The 8,837-nt window shown below is 66.2% G+C and carries 6 protein-coding genes; all 6 read left to right on the top strand.

The features are described from left to right. A partial coding sequence (locus tag AB0B61_RS57100; RefSeq protein WP_358450691.1) for a zinc ribbon domain-containing protein occupies window positions 1–165 on the top strand: 165 nt, incomplete at its 5' end. Window positions 166–375: 210 nt separating this feature from the next. Beyond that, window positions 376–1,533 carry a single-stranded DNA-binding protein gene (locus AB0B61_RS57105; RefSeq protein ID WP_358450679.1) on the top strand — a complete coding sequence of 386 codons (1,158 nt, stop codon included), beginning with the start codon at window positions 376–378 and terminating at the stop codon, window positions 1,531–1,533. A gap of 435 nt (window positions 1,534–1,968) precedes the next feature. Then, window positions 1,969–3,261, top strand: coding sequence for a GGDEF domain-containing protein (locus AB0B61_RS57110; protein ID WP_358450682.1), 1,293 nt, complete (start codon window positions 1,969–1,971; stop codon window positions 3,259–3,261). Between the two features lie 323 nt (window positions 3,262–3,584). Beyond that, window positions 3,585–4,067: a MarR family transcriptional regulator gene (locus tag AB0B61_RS57115; RefSeq protein WP_358450685.1), complete on the top strand. Its 483-nt coding sequence runs from the start codon at window positions 3,585–3,587 to the stop codon at window positions 4,065–4,067. A gap of 830 nt (window positions 4,068–4,897) precedes the next feature. After that, window positions 4,898–6,097: a cytochrome P450 gene (locus AB0B61_RS57120; RefSeq protein ID WP_358450688.1), complete on the top strand. Its 1,200-nt coding sequence runs from the start codon at window positions 4,898–4,900 to the stop codon at window positions 6,095–6,097. 832 nt (window positions 6,098–6,929) lie between these two features. Then, window positions 6,930–8,594: an energy-dependent translational throttle protein EttA gene (gene ettA / locus AB0B61_RS57125; RefSeq protein WP_225292519.1), complete on the top strand. Its 1,665-nt coding sequence runs from the start codon at window positions 6,930–6,932 to the stop codon at window positions 8,592–8,594. Window positions 8,595–8,837: the final 243 nt, after the last annotated feature.

Here is an 8,837-nt window from a genome sequence, read left to right on the forward strand (position 1 = left end):
TCCCAGCAGTGCTCCTCGTGCGGGCATGTGGACCGCAACAACCGGCTCGATCAAGCCTGTTTCTCGTGTACGTCGTGCGGCTTCGCTGAGCACGCGGACGTCAACGCAGCCCGCAACATCGCCGCACGCGGTGCGGCGGGCTGGGCAGTCAGTCACGCTGCCTGACGCGGACCAGACCGTCGAAGCCATCGACGGCGAGGAGCTGCAAGCTCGGTCGTTTACGGCCGAGAAGCTGACAAGCGGCTTCGTCCACAGGCAGTGTCCTCAAGGCGACGCTGTCCACAGAACCCCGCTCGGCCCCGTCCGCTCACGCCTACCTAAGGCACCGTATTCCCAGGTCGCGGGCACCCCGCCCGCCACAGGGGAGGCAACGGAATGAACGACATCTACATCACACTCACCGGCAACGTCGCAGCAGAGCCACGCCAATACAGCTTCGACGACGGTGCCAGGGTGACCTCACTCCGGGTGCTCACCACCCACCGCTACTTCGACAAGAGGACCGGACAGTGGGCCGACGGGGAGCGGGTGTGCTTCGCGGTCCGCTGCTGGCGCGCCCTCGGTGACAACGTCGCCAAATCCGTGCAGGTAGGACAGCCCGTGGTCGTCTCCGGCAAGCTCCGCATCAGAGAGTTCGGCCCCGAGGGCGACCGGCGCTTCATGCCCGAGATCGAGGCCAGCTCGGTGGGCCACGACCTGCGCTGGGGCACAGGCGTCTTCGCCAAGCCGGAGCGCGGCGGCGGCACCGGTTCGGTGAGCAAGGAGATGCGCGACCGCCTGGACGAGGAAACTCAGGACTGGGCCATGGGCGCCAAGCCCGCCCCCGACCCCCTCACGACAACCCGGGTGACCGCCCGAGTAGATGCCCGAATGGATGAAGGCTCCGCACCCCGCGTCACAGAGGAGCAGAAGCGCGGCCCTGACCGTCCGACGGAGCCGCCAGCCGTCGCCGCAGCCAGGCCAACCGGGCTGGCGCCGGCAGACGAGGCGCTGCCACCGGGGGACCGCACGGCATCACAGCAGGACCGCCCGGCTTCACCGCCCCACACGTCCGGGGAAAGCGGCACGGTCGAGGAGGGCCATGCGCCGACTCACGGCATCAAGGACCAGATATCCACCAACGTGCTCGGCACCGGCTCCCGTCGAACCCGCGCCCTCGAAAGCACCACTACGGCAACCGCCACCAAGCAGAATGGCCCCGCAGCCACCAAGCAGCCCAACACCAAGCATTCCGCCTCTTCGCCGAGCGCCACCTCGCCCACCAGTGATTCGTCAACCGATCTCGCGCCCACCCACGCCGAGTCAATGGGTGCGACGTCAGCAGGTGCGGCGCAAGTGGGCGCGACGTCAACAGCTGCGGCGTCAACAGGTGTCACGTCAGCGGGTGCGGCGTCCACGAGGTCGCAGTCCCGAGGCGCTCCGTCTCCGGCGGGCAGGAGCGGCGGCGCGACCGTACGGATCCTGGGCGCCGACGACAACGAGATCGAAGCGGAGGACGCTGGTTGGCCGACGGAGGAGCGAGCGGCGGCATAGCGGGTCAGAACCAAGTGGCGGTGTAGCGGGCCAGAACCGAGCAGCGGCGGCGTAGCGGGCTCTGCTGCACGACGGCTCACGCATGAGCGGAGCATCGGTCGATCAAGCCGGTGCCCGCTCATGCGCCCGCAGGTGAGCGGGAAGGAAGGAGGGGTCACCGGCCGTACGCGGTGATGCCATGAAGCCCCACAGGGTGGCACCGAAAATTCGGCCGATGGTGTTGCCGGGTGTCAGATGGCTAGAGCGTCTCTCAGGTCCAGGTCACGCCCTGCACCATGGCTGCTCCTTTCCAGCACGGTCCGCTCGCGGAGTGAGCGGGTCATTCGCCGACTACAGCACGTATGTGGTCACAACGTCAAACGTAGTTGGTTCCCATCGCGCAACGCACACTCCGCAATTAATGTGTTACACATCGTTAGTCAGGGAGGGGACGAGATGGCGGCGACCAGTCACGCCTCGGTCAAGCCTCGCAACGGTGTTTCAACGCTGGCCGGCCGTTGGCCACTGCTCGGACAACGTCGTCCGCTTCTTTACTACCTGAGCGGGATAGTCATCCTGAATCTCGCCGTAACCGTCTTTTTCACGACATCTACCGAACTCCGGTGGCCACAGCTGCTGACGTTCGCCGCTCTCATGGGCTGCGGCGCGGTCTGCATCGAGGCCACCAGGCGTCTGGGCATGCCCGCCGGTGTCTCCCGCGACCTGCTGTCTGCGTGGTGGTTGCCGGTGGCGTTGCTGCTGCCACCCGCTTACTCGCTGTTCGCGCCGATCGTGCTGCAGATCCTGCTGCAATGGCGGGTCCGGGCGACGGTCCTCTATCGCCGGGTGTGCAGCGCGGCGGTCATCGGGCTGGCTGCCTGTACGGCGTCCGTGACGTTCCACTGGTTCGTACCCGACTCGGCGGTGCTCTCGCGGGGCAGCGGGCCCCCGATCCTCTTCGCGATCGGCTCCGCCGTGCTCTTCGCCCTGCTCAACACCATCCTCATCGCGATCGCGGCACACACCGCCAACCCCGACATCTCCTGGCGCGAGGTGCTCTGGGACCGGGAGAGCGTGCTCCTTGACGTCGTGGAGCTCTGCCTCGGCGTCACGGTCGCGATCGCCTGCGGGCTCAACCTCGCCCTCTTGCTCCTCGCCCTGCCACCGGTCGTCCTGCTCCAGCGCAGCCTCCTGCACGCCCAGCTCCAGGCGGCGGCCCGCACCGACGCCAAGACCGGCCTGCTCAACGCCGCCGCCTGGCAGCGAGAGGCCGACACCGAGATCGTCCGCGCCCGCCGCACCGGCGAGACGCTCGCCCTCCTGATCATCGACATCGACCACTTCAAACGAGTCAATGACACCCATGGCCATCTGGCCGGCGATCAGGTCCTCGTCGGCGTCGCGGCCACCCTCCGCAGCCAACTGCGCGACTACGACGTGGTGGGCCGCTTCGGCGGAGAGGAGTTCGTCGTCCTCCTACCACGCGCCGACATCCACGAGGCCCGCCGCGTGGCCGAACGCCTCCGCTACTGCATCGGCCGCATGTCCGTCCCGGCGGACGACGCGATGATCTCTGTCACCATCTCGGCAGGCGTGGCCCTGATGAGCGTCCACGGCGACGACCTGATCGAACTCCTCGCCGCCGCCGACCTGGCGCTGTACCGCGCTAAAGAACTCGGCCGCGACCGAGTCTGCGTCCCCATCATCCAACCACCGCCACCCGCCCTCCCCGAAGACCCCGCCGCTTGACATTCTCCCGAAGCCCTCGTCGCCTGATGCCCTAGTCATGGGCCTGCCCCTGGCGTCGTGGCGGGGCTTCGGCGGGCTGCTGCCTGATGTCCTCCTGGAGAGGTCACCGTCTGACGTCGCGCCCGACCTCTGCGGCCCGCTACCTGGCGTCCTCCTGAAGAGGTCGCCGTCTGACGTCGAACCCGCAATCCTCCAGCCGCAATCTGAACCCAGCGCCCCAAGCCGGAGGCTTTGTATGCGTCCTTCGGACTGTTGCTACACGGCAAGGCAATGCGTACACTTCGTCAAGTACGTACTTTACGATAATGCCGGAGTTCGCATAGATGGAGCCGCAGGAGACCGAGTTCGTCGACCGAATGGGTCTGGTCATGGAGCGTTTGGGCGGGACGCGGACGATGGGCCGCATGTATGCGTGGCTGATGATCTGTGACCCCTCGTACCAGTCGCTCACTGATCTGGCCGCGCAGCTCGACGTGAGCAAGACCGCGATCAGCACCGTGGCCAGACAGCTTGAGGGCGCCGGGATGATCGAGCGTGTTCCCACGTCAAGCCGTGAGCACCGTTACCAGATAGCCGGCGGAGGATGGGAACACGTCCTGAGGGTTCAGCTGGGCGGGGTGGGATTCGGCCTGGAAACGTTGGACTTCGGGTTGTCGATCGTCGGCGAGAGCCGGCCCGACCAGCGCGCGCGGCTGGAGGAGTCTCGGGAGTTCTTCGCCTTCATTGAGCACGACACGAACGAGTTCCTTCTGCGCTGGCAGGACTATCGCGAGAAGTCGGGACACGAGGATCGGAGCGCTAAATGAACGCGGGAAAGGTCCACTTCAGCGGCATGCCGATGAGGGGGTGACCTGAACACATGTCGACGCCCTCTACCTGTGGGCATGAGAGAGTCGTTCGCCACGGACGATCCTCAGCGACCACTACGTGAGCGATGGAACCCCTACCTCGGATGCGTAGTGCATGTGCCCTTCACCACGCACCGCCACGGGGCCAGCGTATTTCGTCTGGCTGGCGGCATCACCACGCGACATACGCACCAACGCGTGATCCGCTCACCAACGTACGATCAACGCGCCAGCGGACAATAGCGGCGCTAATGAATGATCAACGCACTTAGGCACGATAACGGCACTGCTGCAGCATCAACGTATTTCCATATATTTCCGGCGCCACGGCAGGATCTGCGCGCCACCACAGGGCTCACGTACCACCACAGGGCTCACGCAGGGCTCACATACCACCACAGGGCTCACGTACCACCACAAGATCCCGGTACGGCGCTACCACGTCCGCTATCGGCCCCTGGCGTCCTGTGCCAGCGCTACTGAACGTGGCCAGCGAAAACCGATCCCTGCTCTAAGCGCGCCGATGTCACGAAATCGCTCTCGCCGCGCATGCCCACGGAGATCGTCGCGGAGTCCATCGCGACGTCGCGCCGGGATCCAGCACGGATGCAACCGCACGCGTCTTCCCGGCTGAGGTTGCTCACCGCAGCAGGGAGAGACAGGCGGCCGTATGTAGATGGCCGCATCTAACTGACCTCGGGCCGTCCCCGGGCGGCCAGGGAAGTACATCTCGATCTTTCATGAACTGATCCCCAACCGAAAACGGATCTACTACAAAGGGAGAGGCGATGGCCGACATCGTCGAGAGGTACAACATCCCCAAACAGCACTTCTGGCTGCACGGGCCGCGATCGGGTCAGCCGGTCGAGTACGACGCCGACATGGGAATGTGGAACGTCTACGGCTACCCGGAGCTGCAGGAGGTCCTCGGAGATCCGGCGACGTTCTCCTCCGACACCATGCGGGTGATCCCCAAGGGCTTGATGCCGGCCGCCGAGGAATTCTCGATGGAGGGTTTCATCACCCAGATCGACCCGCCCGAGCACGGCAAGCTGCGCAAGCTGGTCAGCAGCGCCTTCACCCGTAAGGTCGTCGCGGATCTCGAGCCGAGGATCGCCGCCCTCACCCACGAACTGCTCGACGAGGCGCAAGAACGCGGCCAGCTGGAACTCGTGACCGATCTGGCCTACCCGCTTCCGGTCATCGTCATCGCCGAACTGCTGGGTGTGCCCAGCAGCGATCGCGCCCTGTTCAAACAGTGGGCAGATGCGCTGTTCCAACGCGACGCCAAGATCTCACTCAACAAGACCACAGAAGAACAGAACGCGGACGTTCAGGCCTCACTACGACCGTGGCATGAAATGTCTGCCTATCTCGCTGGCCATGCCGCAGAGCGCAAACGGCAGCCGCGTGCCGACCTGCTCACCAGGCTGGTCGAGGCCGAGGTGGACGGCGAACGCCTTCCCGACATCCAAGTGGTCAACTTCGCGATCATCCTCCTGCTCGCTGGACACATCACCACGACGATGCTCCTCGGCAACACGGTGCTCTGCCTCGACGCCTTCCCCGAGCAGCAGGACAAAGTACGGGCTGACCGCGCCTTGGTCCCGGCCGTCATAGAGGAGTCTCTCCGCTTCTTCACTCCGTTCGCCGCCCTCGGCCGCTCCACCACCCGCGATGCCGAACTCGGTGGCGTGACGATCCCGGCCGATCAACTGATCATGGTCTGGCCCGGACCGGCCAACAGAGACCCTCGACAGTTCCCCAACCCCGACGTCTTCGACCCCGATCGCGATCCCAACCCGCATCTCGCCTTCGGCCGCGGCATCCACTTCTGCCTGGGCGCCCCCTTGGCCCGGCTGGAGGGACGGGTCGCCCTGAATATCCTGCTCGACCGGTTCAACCCCCTGCGCACCGATCCGAACGACCCCGTGGACTTCATGCCCACGCCGACCATGACAGGAGTGCGCCGCCTTCGATTGATCTGACCATTCGCGCGTGGGGCCGCCTGGTCGAGGTGCGCGAGCAACTTGTCGAGGACGGCGTCCTACGCGCCAACGGTCTGTAGGGGTTGTTGTCCGACGGGGTGGGCGGTATCCCGCGCGTCAATGGCCGGCCAGGGGGTGCGTCCGGGGAGGAGGTGAGAATCTCCGTCCGCCAATGGTCGGTGAGGGGCGTTGTCTGGCGGTGAGGGCGGTAGCCCGCGCCTCAACGGTCGGCCAGGCGTGTGTCCGGCGATGCGATTCAGCCGGTGAAACTGGGTGCGGTGGCCGACCTCACCCGTCGCCTGGCCGATCCGACGGCGATCACTTGTACCGACGGCCCCAAGGAGTTGGGGCCGCGGTGTGCCGATCTCGGGTTGTCGTGCGGCAGATGAGGTCGTCTCCGTGGCGACAACCCGAGTTTGGGATCACGCGAGCTGCTGCTGGCCAACACCCTGCGGAGCCCGGCCACGCTGATCGTCAGGTGATGCGTACGGCGGACAGGAAGAGGTTCCAGACGGCCGACTGCGCAACGGGGCAGTGGACGATGGCGACACAGGCCGTCGGTCTCCTGAGCGCTCGCCGGACGTAGGTCCCGGCGCCCGAAGCGCTCGCCGGACATGGGTGTCAACGACCGAAGCGCTCGCCCGATACGGATCCCGGCGACCGAAGCTGTTGCCTGATACGGATCCCGGTGACCGAAGCGCTCGCCGGACATGGATGTCAACGACCGAAGCTGTCGCTGGAGATCGCCCACAAGCCGATGTGGAGCCTGCCATCTCATGACCGTCCGGTGGAGCGGCGGAAGCCCGGGTCGAGAGCCCCTAAGCTAGATGCCATGCCGGAGTACATCTATACGCTGCAGCGCGTGCGCAAGGCGCACGGCGACAAGGTTGTCCTTGACGACGTCACGCTGTCGTTCCTGCCCGGAGCCAAGATCGGCGTCCTGGGTCCGAACGGCACCGGAAAGTCGACGCTGCTCCGGATGATGGCCGGCCTGGAGCAGCCGTCCAATGGCGACGCCAAACTCATGCCGGGCTTCACCGTGGGCATGCTCCAGCAGGAGCCCCCGCTTAATGAGGAGAAGACCGTCCTGGGCAACGTCCAGGAGGGCGTGGCCGAGACGCTGGAGATGCTCGAGCGCTACAACGCGATCGCCGAGCAGATGGCCACCGACTACAGCGAAGAGCTGCTCGCCGAGATGGGCAAGCTGCAGGACCAGCTTGAGCACCGCAACGCGTGGGACGTCGACAGCCAGCTCGAGCAGGCCATGGACGCCCTGCGCTGTCCGCCGCCCGACGCCGACGTGACCACGCTGTCCGGTGGTGAGCGCCGCCGCGTCGCCCTGTGCAAGCTGCTGCTGGAAGCTCCCGATCTCCTGCTGCTCGACGAGCCCACCAACCACCTCGACGCCGAGAGTGTGCAGTGGCTGGAGCAGCACCTGGAGAAATACGCGGGCACCGTCCTCGCCGTCACCCACGACCGTTACTTCCTCGACAACGTCGCCGGGTGGATCCTGGAGCTCGACCGCGGCCGCGCCTACGCCTACGAGGGCAACTACTCCACCTACCTGGAGGCCAAGACACAGCGCCTCAAGGTCGAGGGGCAGAAGGACGTCAAGCGTAAGAAGCGCCTCGAAGACGAGCTGGAGTGGGTCCGCTCCAACCCGAAGGCCCGCCAGACCAAGAGCAAGGCCCGTCTGCAGCGCTACGAGGAGATGGCGGCCGAGGCCGACAAGCACCGCAAGCTCGACTTCGACGAGATCCAGATCCCGCCGGGCCCGCGTCTCGGCACCACGGTGATCAGGTCCGAGGACCTCACCAAGGGGTTCGACGACCGGGTGCTCATGGAGAAGCTGACGTTCGACCTGCCGCGCAACGGCATCGTCGGCATCATCGGCCCCAACGGCGTCGGCAAGACCACGTTGTTCCGCATGGTCACCGGCAGTGAGACGCCCGACAGCGGTTCGATCGTCGTCGGTGACACCGTCAAGATCTCCTACGCCGACCAGAGCCGCGGCGGCATCGACCCGAACAAGAACGTCTGGGAGGTCGTCTCCGACGGGCTCGACCACATCAAGGTCGGCAACGTCGAGATGCCATCGCGCGCCTACATCGCGGCGTTCGGCTTCAGGGGGCCCGACCAGCAGAAGAAGGCCGGCGTCCTGTCGGGCGGCGAGCGCAACCGCCTCAACCTGGCGCTCACCCTCAAGCAGGGCGGCAACGTCCTCCTGCTCGACGAGCCCACCAACGACCTCGACACCGAGACGCTCTCCTCGCTGGAAAACGCGCTCCTCGACTTCCCGGGCTGCGCGGTCATCACCTCGCACGACCGGTGGTTCCTCGACCGCATCGCCACGCACATCCTGGCGTGGGAGGAAGGGTCGAACTGGTTCTGGTTCGAGGGCAACTTCGCCGACTACGAGAAGAACAAGATCGAGCGTCTGGGCGCGGACGCCGCCCGCCCCCACCGGATCACCTACCGCAAGCTCCACCGCGACTAACGTCCGCCACCGGGTCCGGGAGCGCACGAGTTTCCTCGTCGCTCCCGGCCCTGGGCGGGCGTTTTCCGATGGTTTAGGCCCAGCCCGGTGAGCCGCACCCTTGTGCGGGGCGCGTGCCGCTAGTCGTGGCTGGGCGCGTTCTTCCTTTTCTGACCCGAAAATCGGGTGAGTCGGGGGCGCGCGGCAGCGAAGCCCGGGGTGTGGGGTCGGGCTTGGGCTGTAGGCGGGGCTGGCTCAGGTGGG

Source organism: Nonomuraea sp. NPDC049158, from assembly GCF_040648335.1.
Lineage (GTDB): Bacteria > Actinomycetota > Actinomycetes > Streptosporangiales > Streptosporangiaceae > Nonomuraea.

Excerpts from the sequence above, each read along its gene's own strand:
- AB0B61_RS57120 (WP_358450688.1), top strand. The coding sequence starts at position 4,898 with ATGGCCGACATCGTCGAGAGGTACAACATCCCCAAACAGCACTTCTGG.
- AB0B61_RS57110 (WP_358450682.1), top strand. The coding sequence starts at position 1,969 with ATGGCGGCGACCAGTCACGCCTCGGTCAAGCCTCGCAACGGTGTTTCA.
- AB0B61_RS57105 (WP_358450679.1), top strand. The coding sequence starts at position 376 with ATGAACGACATCTACATCACACTCACCGGCAACGTCGCAGCAGAGCCA.
- ettA (WP_225292519.1), top strand. The coding sequence starts at position 6,930 with ATGCCGGAGTACATCTATACGCTGCAGCGCGTGCGCAAGGCGCACGGC.
- AB0B61_RS57115 (WP_358450685.1), top strand. The coding sequence starts at position 3,585 with ATGGAGCCGCAGGAGACCGAGTTCGTCGACCGAATGGGTCTGGTCATG.